This is a genomic window from bacterium, assembly GCA_016124905.1.
Lineage (GTDB): Bacteria > Pseudomonadota > Alphaproteobacteria > Rickettsiales > RI-342 > RI-342.
Window position 1 is genome coordinate 24521 of sequence record WGMV01000036.1, and the last position, 14113, is coordinate 38633.

General features: G+C 61.4%; 14 protein-coding genes. 12 read left to right on the top strand and 2 right to left on the bottom strand.

Annotation, left to right across the window (positions count from 1 at the left end; all coding sequences use genetic code 11):
• Positions 1-131: 131 nt before the first annotated feature.
• The 3 genes from GC177_09300 (at position 132) to prs (ending at position 5677) form a co-directional block, all read left to right on the top strand.
• The gene (locus tag GC177_09300) at positions 132-1505 is read left to right on the top strand and encodes an efflux RND transporter periplasmic adaptor subunit (GenBank protein ID MBI1276151.1); all 1374 of its coding nucleotides are present in this window, start codon (positions 132-134) and stop codon (positions 1503-1505) included.
• Entirely contained in the window at positions 1502-4675 is a 3174-nt protein-coding gene (locus GC177_09305) for a multidrug efflux RND transporter permease subunit (GenBank protein MBI1276152.1), read from the top strand. The genes GC177_09300 and GC177_09305 overlap by 4 nt, the downstream gene beginning before the upstream one ends.
• A gap of 69 nt (positions 4676-4744) precedes the next feature.
• A complete protein-coding gene (gene prs / locus GC177_09310; GenBank protein MBI1276153.1) occupies positions 4745-5677 on the top strand; it encodes a ribose-phosphate diphosphokinase in 933 nt (310 codons plus the stop codon).
• Between the two features lie 137 nt (positions 5678-5814).
• Here the strand turns inward: prs and GC177_09315 are convergent, their stop codons facing one another.
• Positions 5815-7137, bottom strand: a complete 1323-nt coding sequence (locus GC177_09315) for a tyrosine--tRNA ligase (protein MBI1276154.1) — start codon at positions 7135-7137, stop codon at positions 5815-5817.
• Between the two features lie 49 nt (positions 7138-7186).
• On the opposite strand from GC177_09315, the gene GC177_09320 reads away from it, so the two are divergent.
• Complete coding sequence (locus GC177_09320) at positions 7187-8296, top strand: anhydro-N-acetylmuramic acid kinase (GenBank protein MBI1276155.1); 1110 nt, start codon at positions 7187-7189, stop codon at positions 8294-8296.
• Here the strand turns inward: GC177_09320 and GC177_09325 are convergent.
• Entirely contained in the window at positions 8244-8942 is a 699-nt protein-coding gene (locus tag GC177_09325; GenBank protein MBI1276156.1) for an alpha/beta fold hydrolase, read from the bottom strand. The two genes, GC177_09320 and GC177_09325, sit on opposite strands and share 53 nt — an antisense overlap.
• Positions 8943-9081: 139 nt before the next feature.
• Between GC177_09325 and cysE the strand changes: the two genes are divergently transcribed.
• From cysE to GC177_09365, 8 genes are all read left to right on the top strand, one after another.
• On the top strand, positions 9082-9669 hold the full coding sequence (cysE, locus tag GC177_09330; GenBank protein ID MBI1276157.1) for a serine O-acetyltransferase: 588 nt from the start codon (positions 9082-9084) through the stop codon (positions 9667-9669).
• Between the two features lie 129 nt (positions 9670-9798).
• Positions 9799-10932 (top strand): aminotransferase class V-fold PLP-dependent enzyme, encoded by a 1134-nt coding sequence (locus tag GC177_09335; protein ID MBI1276158.1) that lies wholly within the window; start codon positions 9799-9801, stop codon positions 10930-10932.
• A gap of 5 nt (positions 10933-10937) precedes the next feature.
• On the top strand, positions 10938-11243 hold the full coding sequence (locus GC177_09340) for a hypothetical protein (protein MBI1276159.1): 306 nt from the start codon (positions 10938-10940) through the stop codon (positions 11241-11243).
• 8 nt (positions 11244-11251) lie between these two features.
• Entirely contained in the window at positions 11252-11587 is a 336-nt protein-coding gene (locus tag GC177_09345; protein ID MBI1276160.1) for a hypothetical protein, read from the top strand.
• Positions 11588-11596: 9 nt separating this feature from the next.
• The gene (locus GC177_09350; GenBank protein MBI1276161.1) at positions 11597-11956 is read left to right on the top strand and encodes a hypothetical protein; all 360 of its coding nucleotides are present in this window, start codon (positions 11597-11599) and stop codon (positions 11954-11956) included.
• Positions 11953-13104 carry an aminotransferase class V-fold PLP-dependent enzyme gene (locus GC177_09355; GenBank protein ID MBI1276162.1) on the top strand — a complete coding sequence of 384 codons (1152 nt, stop codon included), beginning with the start codon at positions 11953-11955 and terminating at the stop codon, positions 13102-13104. Before GC177_09350 ends, GC177_09355 begins: the two co-directional genes overlap by 4 nt.
• Positions 13105-13115: 11 nt before the next feature.
• A complete protein-coding gene (locus tag GC177_09360; protein ID MBI1276163.1) occupies positions 13116-13445 on the top strand; it encodes a 2Fe-2S iron-sulfur cluster binding domain-containing protein in 330 nt (109 codons plus the stop codon).
• 86 nt (positions 13446-13531) lie between these two features.
• A complete protein-coding gene (locus GC177_09365; protein ID MBI1276164.1) occupies positions 13532-13822 on the top strand; it encodes an acylphosphatase in 291 nt (96 codons plus the stop codon).
• The last annotated feature ends 291 nt before the right edge of the window (positions 13823-14113 follow it).

Sequence of the window (14113 nt, forward strand, 5' to 3'; positions counted from 1 at the left end):
GTCGCAATCGCAAGCCTTTGTTTTTCATCATTTTAGCGGTTGTGCTGATTGGCGGCTGGCTGCTGATTGGCGGCAATGGCCAGGCAGGCCCGGGCGGTCCCGGCGGCGCCCCCGGTGGTCCCGGTGGGCAGATGCCCCCGCCGCCGGTCACCGTTGCCACCCCGCTGCGCAAAACCATCACCGAATGGGATGAATATACCGGCCGCTTTGAAGCCGTGGAAACCGTGGATGTGCGCGCCCGCGTCGGCGGCTACCTGGATTCCATCCACTTCAAGGAAGGCGCCATGGTCAATAAGGGCGATCTGCTCTTTATCATCGATCCGCGCCCCTACCAGACTGCCCTGAAACAGGCACAGGCCGATATCGCCGCGGCCAAGGCCCGCATCACCTTCACCGCGGCCGACCTGGAACGCGGCAAAAAACTCATCAAAACCGGCGCGATTGCGGAAAAGGTCGTGGATGAACGTACCGAGGCCAAACGTCAGGCCGAGGCCCAGCTTCAATCTGCATTGGCGGCTGTGGAAAAAGCCAAGCTCGACCTGGAATTCACCCGGGTCACCGCCCCCGTTTCCGGCCGTATTTCACGCCGTTATGTCACCGAGGGCAACCTCGTGACCGGCGGCACGGCGGATTCCACGCTGCTGACCACCATCGTCTCGCTGGACCCCATCCATCTCTATTTCGATGTGGATGAGCAAAGCTACCTGAAATACGTGCGCCTGGCCCACAGCGGCGACCGCCCAAGCAGCCGCGAAAACGCCAACCCGGTCTACGTGGCCCTGGCCGATGAGAAAATCTTTAGTCACGAAGGCCATATGGACTTCGTGGATAACCAGATCAGCCGTGGTACGGGCACCATGCGCGGCCGCGCCGTGCTGCCCAACCCCGATGGGCTGCTGGCTCCCGGCATGTTCGGCCGTGTGCGCCTTCAGGGCAGCGGTGAATACGAAACCCTGCTGGTGCCTGAAGACGTTGTAATGACCGACCAGTCGCGCAAATATGTCTTCGTGGTGGATGAAAAGAACATGGTCAAGCCCGTCAACGTGGTGCTTGGCCCCATGTCCGACGGCCTTCGCGTCATCAAGGAGGGCCTGACCGGCAACGAGCGCATCATCATCCGCGGCATGCAACGCGCCCATGAAGGCGCGCCGGTAACGCCGGAAAACGGCACCATCACCGCCTCGACGGATTCCACACAGGCACCGGCGGATTCCACCCCCGTGGCGCAACAGCCGGAAGCCCCTGCCGGGGATGAAACCGCACCGCCGGCCGAAGCCGCCCATTCGGAAAATGCCGATGCTCCTGCTTCGGCTCCCGCAGGTGAAGCCGCACCGGCAACCCAGCCGGAACCTCAAAAGGCGCCTGTTTTGAACGTCGCCCCTCCGGTCTCCGCGCAGGCCCCGGCAACAGCGCCCGCTGATCAGGCAGAGGACATCACCATGCCCCCGGCAGCCGATGCCCCCACCACGAAAGCCGACACCAAAGCCGAAGGCAAATCCCAGTGAAACTAGGCCACTTCTTCATCGACCGCCCGATTTTCGCCTCCGTGATTTCCATCGTCATCACGGTGGTGGGCCTGATTGCCTATTTCCTGCTGCCGGTTGCGCAATATCCGGAGGTGGTGCCCCCCACCATCGTGGTGCGCGCCGTCTATCCCGGCGCCAACTCGCAAACCATCGCCGCCACCGTGGCCACCCCGCTGGAACAGGAGATCAACGGTGTGGAAGACATGCTCTACATGTCCTCGCAATCCACCAGCGATGGCACCATGGGGCTGACCATCACCTTCAAGCTCGGCACCGATCTCGACAAGGCGCAGGTACTGGTGCAGAACCGCGTCAACACCGCCCTTCCCCGCCTGCCGGAGGAAGTGCGCCGCCTCGGCGTGGTAACGCAAAAAAGCTCGCCCGACCTGATGATGGTGGTGCACTTGCGCTCACCGGATGAAAGCCTGGATCAGCTCTACATCTCCAACTACGCCCTGCTGCGCGTGAAGGACCGCCTGGCGCGTCTGGACGGCATCGGCAACATCATGCTCTTCGGCGCACGGGAATATTCGCTCCGCGTCTGGCTGGACCCCGACAAACTCGCCACCTACGGCCTCAGCCCCGGCGATGTGGTGGGCTCCCTGCGGGAACAGAACAGCCAGGTATCCAGCGGCACGCTCGGCCAGCCGCCCAGCATGGGCAAAAACGCCTTTCAGTTTGTGGTCTCCACCCAGGGCCGCTTTGAGAATACCGAACAGTTCGAAAACGTCATCATCAAAACCGGTGAGGACGGCCAGATTACGCGTCTGAAAGATGTCGCCCGGGTCGAACTCGGCGCCAAGGAGTACGGTACCAACAGCTACCTGGACAACAAGCCCGCCGTTGCCATCGCCATCTTCCAGCGCCCCGGCTCCAACGCCCTGGCCACTGCCGACAGCGTCATCAAGGCCATGGAAGGCATGAAGAAGGATTTCCCCAAAGGCCTGGAATACACCATCGTTTACAACCCGACCGAGTTCATCTCCGAATCCATCAAGGCCGTGGTGCACACCATTTTCGAAGCCGCCATCCTGGTGGTGATCGTGGTGCTGGTGTTCCTTCAGTCATGGCGCACCTCCATCATTCCCATTCTGGCCATTCCCGTTTCGCTCATCGGTACCTTCGCGGTCATGGCCGCCTTCGGGTTTTCGCTCAACATGCTCACGCTTTTCGGCCTCGTTTTGGCCATCGGTATCGTGGTGGATGACGCCATCGTGGTGGTGGAGAATATCGAACGCCACATTCATGACGGCATGTCTCCGCGTGAAGCCGCCCACCGCACCATGGACGAAGTGGGCAAGGCCGTTATCGCCATTGCGCTGGTGCTTTCCGCCGTGTTCATTCCCACGGCCTTCGTGCCGGGCGTCTCGGGCCAGTTCTACAAGCAGTTCGCCCTCACCATCGCCGTGGCCACGCTGATTTCGGCTTTCAACTCCATCACCCTCAGCCCCGCGCTGGGCGCCATGCTGCTGAAGCCCAAAAGCGGTGAGGCCCATGCCCCAACCTCCAACCCCATCAAACTGCTTCTGGCGCGTTTCGCAGGCAAGTTCAACGAACGTTTCGACAAGGCAAGCCATGCCTATTCCGGCCTGGTGGCCACCGTCACCCGGCGCACGGGCATGGTGCTGGCCGTCTATGCCGGGCTTTTGCTCGTCACCGGCTGGATCACCAACCACGTACCCACCGGCTTCATCCCCATGCTTGATCAGGGCTATGCCATTGTGGTGCTGCAGTTGCCGGACGGCGCGTCCCTCTCACGCACCGATGCGGTTGTTAAGGAAGCCTCCAAGATCATCAACGAAACCCCCGGTGTCGACCATGCGGTTGCCTTCGCGGGCTTCAGCGGCGCCACCTTCACCAATGCCTCCAACGCCGCCGCCATCTTCGCCAAGCTTTCCTCCTTTGAGGATCGCGTCAAGAACCACCAGAACGCCATGTCGGTCATCGGCGCCTTGCAGGGCCGCCTGATGGGCATCAAGGACGCCTTCATCATCGTGGTGCCCCCGCCGCCGGTGCGTGGTCTTGGCACGGCGGGCGGCTTCAAGATGCAGGTGCAGGATCAGGCCGGCATCGGCCTCGCCCGCCTGCAGGAAGCCACCAACGCCGTCATCGGCGCCGCCCACCAGGACCCCCGCACGGCGGCCGTCTACACCACCTTCAGCTCCAGCACGCCGCAGGTCTATCTGGATATCGACCGCACCAAGGCGCAGATGCTGGACGTGCCCATTGGCAACATCTTTGAGACGCTTCAGGTCTATCTCGGCTCCTCTTACGTGAACGACTTCAATATCTTCGGCCGCGTCTATCAGGTAACTGCGCAGGCAGACCAGAATTTCCGTGTCCAGCCGGAGGATATCGGTCGCCTGAAAACGCGTAACACCAAGGGCGAGCTGGTGCCGCTCGGCACGCTGGTGAATGTGCGTAGCATCACCGGGCCGGATCTGGTTCAGCGTTACAACATGTTCCCGACCATTCCGGTCAACGGTAACGCCGCGCCGGGCATCAGCTCGGGCGATGCGCTGACGGCGATGGAAGAAATCGCCGCCAAAACCCTGCCCAACGGTGCCGGTTTTGAATGGACCGAACTTGCGCTCCAGCAAAAGCTGACCGGCAACAAGGCCGTCTGGATTTTCGCGCTTTCCGTGCTCTTCGTCTTCCTCGTGCTTTCCGCGCAATATGAAAGCTGGAGCCTGCCGCTGGCCATCATCCTGATCGTCCCCATGTCGGTGATGTGCGCCATGTTCGGCGTCTGGTTCAGGGGGATGGACAATAACATCCTGACGCAGATCGGCCTGGTCGTGCTTGTCGGTCTGGCGGCGAAAAACGCCATCCTGATCGTGGAATTCGCCAAGCAGCTGGAAGAACATGGGCGCGACCGCATCGAGGCCGTGATCGAGGCTTGCCATTTGCGCCTTCGCCCCATCGTCATGACGTCATTTGCCTTCGTGCTCGGCGTGGTGCCGCTGGCGATTGCCACCGGCCCCGGCTCGGAGATGCGTCAGGCCATGGGCACGGCCGTGTTCTTCGGCATGCTGGGCGTGACCTTCTTCGGCCTGGTGCTCACCCCGGTCTTTTACGTGGTCATCCGCAACCTGGCGGATCGCTTTAACCATCGCAGGCTGCCGACACATCCGGTCAATCATGGCTAAGGCGCCGGGCAAATCTTTACTTTTGCGGTCCGTAATGTTACAGGGCGCAACGTTCAAAGGGCAGCGCGCATGAAACTCCTCTCCGGCAACAGCAATCATCCCCTGGCGGAAGCCGTCGCCAAAAATCTGGGCATGGAACTCACCAAGGCCAATGTTCGCCGCTTCGCGGACATGGAAGTGTTCGTCGAAGTGCTGGAGAATGTGCGTGGTGAAGACGTGTTCCTGCTGCAATCCACCAATTACCCCGCCAATGACAACCTCATGGAAATGCTGATCTGCATGGATGCGCTCAAGCGCGCCTCCGCGCGTCGCATCACGGCGGTGATTCCCTATTTCGGCTATGCCAGGCAGGACCGTAAACCCGGCCCGCGCACGCCCAGCTCCGCCAAGCTGGTGGCCGATCTCATCGCCACCGCCGGCGCCAACCGCGTGCTGGCGCTGGACCTGCATGCAGGCCAGATCCAGGGCTTCTTCAACATCCCGGTGGATCACCTTTACTCCGCGCCCGTGCTGGCGGCGGACATTGCCAAAAACTATAAGGAAAAAAGCCCGGTCATCGTCTCCCCCGACGTGGGCGGCGTAGTGCGCGCCCGCGCGCTGGCCAAACGCCTGGAGGCCGACCTCGCCATCGTGGACAAACGCCGCGAACGCGCTGGCGTGTCCGAGGTCATGAACATCATCGGGGAAGTCACCGGCCGTCACTGCATCCTGGTGGATGACATTGTGGATTCCGCCGGCACGCTCTGCAACGCCGCCCAGGCCATCATGGACAAGGGCGCGGAATCCGTCACCGCCTACATCACCCATGGCGTGCTTTCCGGCGGCGCGGTGGCCCGCGTGGGCAACTCCGCCCTGAAAGAGCTGGTCATCACCGACAGCATCCAGCCGACGGAAGAAGTGAAGAACGCCCGCAACATCCGCGTCGTCTCCATGGCCCCCCTGCTGGGCGAAGCCATCAAACGCATCAGCGAAGAGCGCTCGGTTTCAAGCCTGTTCGACTAAATCACCTCCTCATTCCAGCCACACCGTCATTCCAGCGAAAGCTGGAATCCAGCCTACCGTGCAATGCGCGCGAACAGAAGGAGTGATACATCCATGGATTCCAGCTTTCGCTGGAATGACGACGGAGGGGGGAGAACTTAAGCCGCCAGCTTCACCAGCCAGTGCTGCTTTTTGCCCTTGGAAAGCTTCACCTCACCCGTCTGCATATAACGGCTCAGAATATCGCTCGTCGTCGTCTGCGGGTTATCCACCAGCTCGTCATTGAACTTGATGCACTTGTTCTTTTCGATATCACGACGTGCCTCACCCACGCTGGCCGCCACTTCCAGCGCCGCCAGCAGATGCGCCACGGTCGGCTGCGCCAGCAACTCATCGCGGCTGATGGTCTTGGTCGGCATGTCGGCGCTCGCGCCGCCTTTCTCGAACAGCTCCGCCGCCGTGGCCTGCGCCTTCTCAGCGGCATCCCTGCCGTGACAAAGCGCCGTCACCGCCGTGGCAAGCTGCTTCTTCGCCTCGTTGATAGCCGCACCATCAGCGCGCTCCAACACCGCAATCTCCTGCTCACCCATATCTGTGAAATAACGCAGGAAGCGCCCCACATCGGCATCCTCCGCATTGCGCCAGTACTGCCAGTAATCGTATGGCGAGAGCATATCGGCATTCATCCACACGGCACCGGCGGCCGTCTTGCCCATTTTCGCACCGCTGGAGGTGGTTAGCAGCGGGGTGGTGAAGCCAAAGAGTGGCTCTCTAAACAAAGTCGGATTACTAGGAGTATCGCTCGGTAGCTTACGCTGAAGCTCAACCCCATTGATGATATTCCCCCACTGGTCCGACCCGCCAAACTGCACCCGGCAACTGAAACGCTTGTTCAGCTCCACAAAATCATACGCCTGCAGAATCATGTAATTGAACTCAAGAAAGCTCAGATGCTGCTCACGCTCGATCCGCAGCTTCACGCTATCCATGCTCAGCATGCGGTTGACGGAAAAATGCCGCCCATAATCGCGCAAAAATTCGATGTAATTCAGCTTATCCAGCCAGTCGGCATTATTCACCATCACCGCATCGCTGGCGCCATCACCAAAACTCAAAAACTGGCTAAATACCTTCTTGATGCCCGCCATGTTGGCGGCAATGCCCGCATCGTCCAGCAGCTTGCGGCTTTCATCCTTGCCGGAGGGGTCGCCCACTTTCGTCGTGCCGCCGCCCATCAGCACCACGGGCTTGTGGCCGTGCTTCTGCCACAGGCGCAGCAGCATGATCTGCATCAGGCTGCCCACATGCAGAGAAGGCGCCGTGCAGTCAAACCCGATATAGGCCGCCACCGGCTGTTTCTTCTGCTCCGCCTCGTGCAGCAGCGCATCCAGCCCTTTCAGGTCGGTACACTGATGCAAAAAACCGCGTTGAACGGCTTCCCGGATAAATCCGGATTTTGCTTGGTATTGAGCAGTAGTCATGGCATTTTCCATTGAAATTCACCTGCACTCTTATGAGAAAAACAGCGTCATGACAACCTCGCAGCCTGCCCAGCACTCCCCATGTTGGTACCTCGGCTTGATGAGCGGAACCTCCATGGACGGCGTCGATGCCGCCCTGCTCAAAACCGATGGGCGCTCCATTCAGTCCTACGGCCCGGCCATGACCCTGCCTTACCCGCCGCAATTCCGCACCCGCCTGGCCCAGAGCATGCAGGATTTCGCGCTGGTACCGGAAGTGGAAGATCGCCTGACGCGCTTCCATGCCGAAGCTGTCAAACAGCTGCTGGCCCAGGCGAACATGAAACCGGAAGACGTCACCGCCATCGGCTTTCACGGCCAGACCATCGCCCACAAGCCGCAGCAGGGCATCACCTGGCAAATTGGTAACGGCGCCTTGCTTTCCAACCTCACCGGCATCAACGTGGTCAACGACTTCCGTCGCAACGACGTGGCCCTCGGCGGCCAGGGCGCGCCCCTGGTGCCCGTCTTCCACCTCGCCGTGGCCAGCCAGCTGGAATGCCCCGCCGTGCTGGTTAATATCGGCGGCATCGCCAACATCACCTATGTGGGCGACGGTCAAAGCCCCGAAAAGCTCTGGGGTTTCGATACCGGCCCCGGCAACCGCCTCATCGACCGCTGGGTGGAGGAAAAAAGCGGCCTCGCCTACGACGCAGGCGGTGACCTGGCCATGAAAGGCACGGTGGACGAGATGGCCCTCGCCACCCTCATGCTGCACCCGGGCGTCAGCGCCCCGCCGCCCAAAAGCTTCGATACGGCGGATTTCGACCTATCCCCGGTCGCCCATCTTTCCGTGGAAGACGGCGCGGCCACATTGGCCGCCTTCACGGCGGATGCCATCGCGCGCCATGCGGAATATTTCAGTCCCTCCCCGCGCCAATGGCTGCTGTGCGGCGGCGGCAGGCTTAACCGCGCCATCCTGGAGCGGCTGAAAGGCCAGCTACAATCAGTAAAAACGGTGGATGAACTCGGGCTGGATGGCGATGCGCTGGAGGCCTATGCCTTTGCCTACCTCGCCGCACGCTCGCAACAAGGCCTGCCCATCACCTTCCCCAACACCACCGGCGTTAGCCGCGCGGCAACTGGCGGCGCTTTCTATCGGGCCGGGCACGGCGGTTGAGGATGAAATCCTCCATCCGCGTGGCCACATACTGATCCATGTTGGTGGAAAGCTCGTCCATGTGGTTGCGGTAATAATGGTCCGCCCCGTGCACCACGCGGTAATCGATTTTGCCGCCACGCTGGCTGGCCAGCTTGCCCGCCATGCGGGACACGGCCTCCTCATTCACCACATCATCCTTATCGCCCTGAATGATCAGGCCGGATGACGGGCACGGCGAAAGGAACGAGAAATCATACATATTGGCAGGAGGGGACACGCACAGGAACCCTTCCAGCTCCGGCCGGCGCATCAGCAGCTGCATGGCGATCCACGAACCAAAGGAGAAACCGCCCACCCAGCAGGTGGAGGCATCCGGGTTCATGGCCTGCAGCCAGTCCAGCGCGGTGGCGGCATCGGTCAGCTCGCCATTGCCGTCGTCAAACTTGCCCTGGCTGCGGCCCACGCCGCGAAAATTGAAGCGCAGCACCGCAAAGCCCTGCTTGGCGAAGGTGCTGTAAATGGAATAGGTCACCTTGTTGTTCATGGTGCCGCCATAAAGCGGGTGCGGATGCAGCACCACGGCAATCGGAGCGTTCTTTTTTTCTGCCGGCTGATAGCGCCCTTCGATGCGTCCTTCAGGGCCGGCAAAGATAACCTCAGGCATGGAACCTCCACGATAAAGCCCCACATGATTATTGCTGCATGGAGGGCCGGTTTGGGATAGTAAACCGCTTGTTGGCTGAAATTTTCAGAGATGGGGCTTCTACCCGAAACCCTATAGAATTGCAAGGTTTAGAATAGCTATGCTCAAAAGGCTGAAACAGGACATCGACACCTACATGGCGCGCGACCCGGCCGCCCATTCCCGGCTTGAGGTCCTGCTATGCGCACCCGGCCTGCATGCCGTCATGTGGTACCGCGTGGCCCACCGGCTGCACCGCATGGGGCTGAAGCTGCTGGCGCGCGTCATGTCCCAGTTCGCCCGCTTCATGACCGGGGTGGAGATCCACCCCGCCGCCCGCATCGGCCAGCGTTTTTTCATCGATCACGGCATGGGCGTCGTCATTGGCGAAACCGCCAGTATCGGCGACGATGTCTCCATTTACCATGGCGTGACCCTGGGCGGGGTTTCTCCCATTTCCTCCCAGAAAGGCTCCATCCGCCACCCGCAGGTGGGCGATGGTGTCATCATCGGCTCCGGCGCGCAATTGCTCGGCCCTATCGAGGTGGGGGATTATGTGCGCGTGGGTTCCAACGCCGTGGTGGTCAGCAACGTGGAACCCTGCAGCACGGTCGTCGGCGTTCCCGCCCGCCCGGTGCGCTCACGGAAAAGGAAGAGAGCCACGAATTCCAGGCCTATGCCGTCTCCGGCAAGGTGGAAGACCCGATGATGGCCAAGCTCGAAGCCCTGATGCACGAGGTTGAATCCCTGAAAGAGCAGGTGCGCAACCTTGAACCCACCACCGAGGACCTTGAAGACATGGCCGAAAGCTGGGAAACCGGCCGCAAGAAGAAGTGACATGCTGTATCTGGATTACAACGCCACCGCGCCACTGCGCCCGGAAGTGATCGACGCCATGCAGCCCTGGCTGGCCGGGCCGCATAACCCTTCCTCCATCCACGCTGCGGGCCGTAAAGCCCGCATGGCGGTGGAACGCGCGCGGGAAAGCATCGCCAGCGCCATCGGAGCGGACCCGGCCAATCTCATCTTCACCGCCAGCGGGTCGGAAGCCAACAACCATGCCCTGCACGCCGCCAAACCCACCGCCCTTTTCGTCAGCGCCATCGAGCATGCCTCCATCCTCACCCCGGCAAAGGAATCCGGACTGCCGCACCACCTCATCCCGGTGGATGCGAATGGCCTGGTCAGGCCGGATGCGCTGGATGCGCTGCTGACAGAAAACCCTTCCGCCAAGCCGCTGGTTTCCGTGATGTTCGCCAACAACGAAACGGGCGTTATCCAGCCGCTCGAAGCCGTCATCGCCATCGCCCGCAAACACCATGCCATCATGCATGTGGATGCCGCCCAGGCGCTTGGCCGGGTACCGCTCAATATCGGCGAACTGGGGGCCGATCTCGTCACCCTTTCCGCACACAAGATGGGCGGCCCCGTGGGCGCGGCGGCGCTGGTTCAGGGCAGCTGCTTCGGCATCGAACCTTTCATCTTCGGCGGCGGGCAGGAAAAGAACCGCCGCGCGGGCACCGAGAACCTCCCCGCCATCGTCGGCTTTGCTAAAGCCGTGGAATGCATCGATCTTGCCTTCATGGAGAAGCTGGCCATCTGGCGCGATGCGATGGAAGCCGCCATTCTTGCCGTCGCGCCGGGCGCTGCCATCTTCGGCAAAAACGCCCCGCGCCTGCCCACCACCAGCAACCTTTCCATGCCCAGGGGGAAAGACGGCTTCGTGGCCAGCCACACGCAGCTCATGGCCTTCGATCTGGCGGGCATCGCCGTCAGCAGCGGCTCGGCCTGCACCTCGGGCAAGGTAGGTAATTCCCATGTGCTGGAAGCCATGGGCATCAGCAAGGACGAAGCCGACAGCGCCATCCGCATCAGCGGCGGCTGGGGCAGCACGGAGGCGGATTTCGCCAAAGCCGCCGAATGCTGGCTGAAACAGCACAAGCAATCCGCAAACATGAAAGGCGCTGCATGAAATACGTGATGATGGTGCTCCTGATGCTCATCGCCTTCCCGGCCCATGCGGATGTGGACCTGCCCGTGCCGGAAGCGTTCCAGCAATGCAGCCAGGATAGCGATTGCGACCGCGCCGATACGGATTGCGGCGATTGCTGCCAATACCAGCCCATTGCCCGCATTCATCAATCGGCTTACTATCAGCTACGCACCAGGCAATGCGCGAATAATAACGGCCCGGTATGCGAATGCCGCCCCCCGGGCGAACCCGTATTTACCTGCGAGAACCATCGCTGTAAATTGAGCTACAAGAATCTTCCCGTTCGTTAGGAGGCCACATGCGCTATTTCGTCATGATTGCACTGGGCGTATTGATGCTGGCGCTTGGCATCAGCATGGCCGCGCATGACCGCAGCCCGCTTTCCGTGCCGCATGGCATGCAGCAATGCAACCAGGACAGCGATTGCGACTATGCCGACACCAGCTGCAGCGGCTGCTGCGAATACCGCGCCATCGCCAAGGCATCCGCACAGGATTATGAGCTTCTGCACCGTAAACATTGTGCCGGTTATCAAGGCGGCGTGTGCGAATGCGTGGCACTCGGCACGCCTGTGTTTACCTGCGTCAATCACCGGTGTAAACTGAGTTATAAGACCTCACCGCCCGTTCATTAGGAGCCCGGGATGAAACATCTCATCAGCCTGTTCTTGCTTGCCTGCCTTGTGTCCTTTCCAGCCATGGCGGCGGATAAGCAGGGAAAAGTGACCTCGGCCCAGCAACGCTGCCACTCACCGCTGGATTGCGACTATGTCGATACCAGCTGCAGCAGCTGTTGCGATGACGAAGCCATCGCCACCAGCGCCAAGGCGGCTTACCTGGCGGAGAAAGCCAAGCGCTGCAAGGAGCCGCTGAAACCGTCCCAGCCCATGTGCCAATGCGTCAACCGTGGCGCGCCGTTGATGGCCTGCGTCAATAACCGCTGCGTGCTGACCTATGCGCCCATCAACAAAGGCAAAGGGCCGGATACCCTCAAATTGCGATGAGACCGAACTTTCCCATTTACGCGGATTATCAGGCCACCACCCCGCTTGATCCCCGCGTGCTGGAAGCCATGCTGCCCTTTTACGGCAGCCATTTCGGCAACCCGCACGCCACGGCCCATGCCTATGGCTGGGCGGCGGAAACCGCCGTGGAGCAGGCCCGCAGCCAAATAGCCGAACGCATCGACGCCGAGGCAAAGGAAATCATCTTCACGTCAGGCGCGACGGAAGCCAATAATCTGGCCATCAAAGGCATCGCCCAGGCCCACCGGCACAGCGGCAAACACCACCTCATCACCCAGGCCACCGAACATAAATGCGTGCTGGATGCCTTTCGTTCGCTGGAGCGCGACGGCTTTCGCCTCACCATCCTGCCGGTGGAGGCAAACGGCCTGGTGAGGCTGGAAACCCTGCAACAGGCCATCCAGCCGGACACGCTGCTGGTCTCCATCATGGCCGTCAATAACGAGATCGGCACCATTCAGCCGCTGGAAGCCATCGGCAAATTATGCGCGGAACAAGGCGTGCTCTTTCACAGCGATGCCGCGCAGGCATTCGGCAAGATACCGCTCAATATCAAAAAGCTTGGTCTGGCGGCCATGAGCATTTCCGGCCATAAGGCCTACGGCCCTCAGGGCATCGGCGCGCTGTACCTGCGCCGCCGCCCGCGCGTGGCCATTGAGCCGCTGCTTCACGGCGGCGGGCAGGAACGCGGCGTGCGCTCCGGCACCGTGCCGCTGGCGCTTGCCGTCGGCCTGGGGGAAGCCGCCCGCATCGCGGGGCAGGAGATGGACGCGGAAAGAACGCGGCTTCAGGGCTTCTTCAACCATTTGCTTGCACGGCTGCAAAGCGGCAACGGCGCCATCACCCTCAATGGTGATCGCACGCATCGCTGGCCCGGCAATCTCAACATCAACATCGCCGGTGTGGATGGGGATAAGCTGATCGCCGCCATCCGTAACGTGGCGGTCAGCAGCGGCTCGGCCTGTGCGAGCGGCTCGCTGGAACCATCCTACGTATTGCAGGCCATCGGTGTGCAGCCTGAACTGGCGCGCGCCTCCATCCGCATCGGCATTGGCCGCTTTACCACGGCGGAAGAGGTTGATAACATCGCCGACTCTGTGTTAGAAGCCGTCGAAATCGCCTCTTAGAGAGAAAACCAATGCCCCAGATGACCTTCGTCAGCTATGACGGAAGCGACAAGAAAACCGTGGATGCCCCGCTGGGCCTTTCCGTGCTCGAAGTGGCGCACAAGCACGGCATTGATCTGGAAGGCGCCTGCGAAGGCTCGCTCGCCTGCTCCACCTGCCACGTGATTGTCGATCCAGCCTGGTACGGCAAGCTTGCCACCGCCGAGGATGCCGAGGAAGACATGCTGGACCTCGCCTTCGGGCTGGAATCCACTTCCCGCCTGGGCTGCCAGATCATCATGAGTGAGGAACTGGACGGCCTGACCGTGCGCCTGCCCGGCGGCACACGCAATAACATGTAAAACCTTATGGGTTTTAGATTTTCCTCCGTCTAGCCTCCCACATTCTTTGTTATTCCGTAAAAACGGAAATGCAGCACGGTTGGAACATGTCGGAACCTAAGCCCAAAACCCTCCACCTCATCATCACCGGCCGCGTCCAGGGCGTCGGCTACCGCGCATGGATGGCCGCTACCGCCCGCCAGCTCGGCATCACCGGCTGGGTGCGCAACCGGCGCGAAGGCACGGTGGAAGCCGTGATCAGCGGCGAGGAAAAACAACTGGATGACCTGCTGGCCGCCTGCCAGGACGGCCCGCCTGCAGCACGGGTGGAGCATATCGACGTCGCCACCAGCACCGCACCTGCGCCCGACGCTTTCATGACCCTGCCGACGGAATAACCAAACCGGAGCAAAGCGACTGGACGCAACCGCGTCCCGCGCCTTATTGGCGCGTAATAACGAACAGCGCGAGCCAGCAAGAACCGGAGCAAAGCGACTGGACGCGACCGCGTCCCGCGCCTTATTAGCGCGTAATAGCGAGCAGCGCGAGCCAGCAAGAACCGGAGCAAAGCGACTGGACGCGACCGCGTCCCGCGCCTTATTGGCGCGTAATAGCGAGCGGCGCGAGCCAGCAAGAACCGGAGCAAAGCGACTGGACGCGACCGCGTCCCGCGCCTTATTGGCGCGTAA

Coding starts and splice junctions, on each gene's coding strand:
- GC177_09360 (MBI1276163.1), top strand. CDS start 13,116: ATGCCCCAGATGACCTTCGTCAGCTATGACGGAAGCGACAAGAAAACC.
- GC177_09350 (MBI1276161.1), top strand. CDS start 11,597: ATGAAACATCTCATCAGCCTGTTCTTGCTTGCCTGCCTTGTGTCCTTT.
- GC177_09320 (MBI1276155.1), top strand. CDS start 7,187: ATGACAACCTCGCAGCCTGCCCAGCACTCCCCATGTTGGTACCTCGGC.
- GC177_09345 (MBI1276160.1), top strand. CDS start 11,252: ATGCGCTATTTCGTCATGATTGCACTGGGCGTATTGATGCTGGCGCTT.
- prs (MBI1276153.1), top strand. CDS start 4,745: ATGAAACTCCTCTCCGGCAACAGCAATCATCCCCTGGCGGAAGCCGTC.
- GC177_09325 (MBI1276156.1), bottom strand. CDS start 8,942: ATGCCTGAGGTTATCTTTGCCGGCCCTGAAGGACGCATCGAAGGGCGC.
- GC177_09355 (MBI1276162.1), top strand. CDS start 11,953: ATGAGACCGAACTTTCCCATTTACGCGGATTATCAGGCCACCACCCCG.
- GC177_09335 (MBI1276158.1), top strand. CDS start 9,799: ATGCTGTATCTGGATTACAACGCCACCGCGCCACTGCGCCCGGAAGTG.
- GC177_09365 (MBI1276164.1), top strand. CDS start 13,532: ATGTCGGAACCTAAGCCCAAAACCCTCCACCTCATCATCACCGGCCGC.
- GC177_09300 (MBI1276151.1), top strand. CDS start 132: ATGCCCCCGCCGCCGGTCACCGTTGCCACCCCGCTGCGCAAAACCATC.
- cysE (MBI1276157.1), top strand. CDS start 9,082: ATGCTCAAAAGGCTGAAACAGGACATCGACACCTACATGGCGCGCGAC.
- GC177_09315 (MBI1276154.1), bottom strand. CDS start 7,137: ATGACTACTGCTCAATACCAAGCAAAATCCGGATTTATCCGGGAAGCC.